This window comes from Vibrio sp. D173a (assembly GCF_030248475.1).
Genome location: NZ_JAHGAH010001404.1, coordinates 1 through 654, shown reverse-complemented (window position 1 = coordinate 654; position 654 = coordinate 1). Strand labels below are relative to the sequence as shown.

Here is a 654-nt window from a genome sequence, read left to right as displayed (position 1 = left end):
AAAACGCTGATTGCTGCTTCCCTAACAGGTCTATTCGCGACTTCTGCAATGGCTGCAGACTTCAAACTGAAAATTCAATCTTCAGATCCATCTGGTGATCTGAACTTCAAAGTTCAACAGAATTGGGCTGAGCGTGTTGAGACTATGTCTAATGGTCGTATCGACATCGATCTTCTACCGGTAGGTGCTGTGGTTAAGCACACAGAGACACTAGGCGCGATCAAAATGTGTATCCTTGATGGCCAAGTCACTGCAACAGGTTACTTCTCTGGTAAAGATCCAGCATTCGGTCTTATTGGTAACATGGTTGGTGCTTGGTCTGATACAACACAACTGCTGCAATACATGAACTACGGCGGTGGTAACGAGCTAATGACTGAGCTTTACGCTCCTTACGGCGTTAAGTTTGTTGGTGCTTCGACTACGGGTGTTGAGTCGTTCATCTCGAAAGTACCAGTAGACGGTGTTGATGATCTTAAAGGTCTTAAACTGCGAGCTCCTGAAGGTCTAGTGCAACAAGTATTTGCAGCGGCAGGTGCGACACCAGTTAACCTACCAGGTTCTGAAGTATTTACTGGCTTGAGCAAAGGCGTTATTGATGCGGCTGACTACACAGTATTCTCTACTAACCAAAAAGCGGGCATGAACGACATC

At 46.0% G+C, this 654-nt stretch carries 1 protein-coding gene; it reads left to right on the top strand.

From position 1 onward, the window contains the following. Nucleotides 1-654, top strand: a 654-nt coding sequence (gene dctP / locus KIV40_RS33655; RefSeq protein ID WP_285353768.1) for a TRAP transporter substrate-binding protein DctP, incomplete at both ends; no start/stop codon positions are given.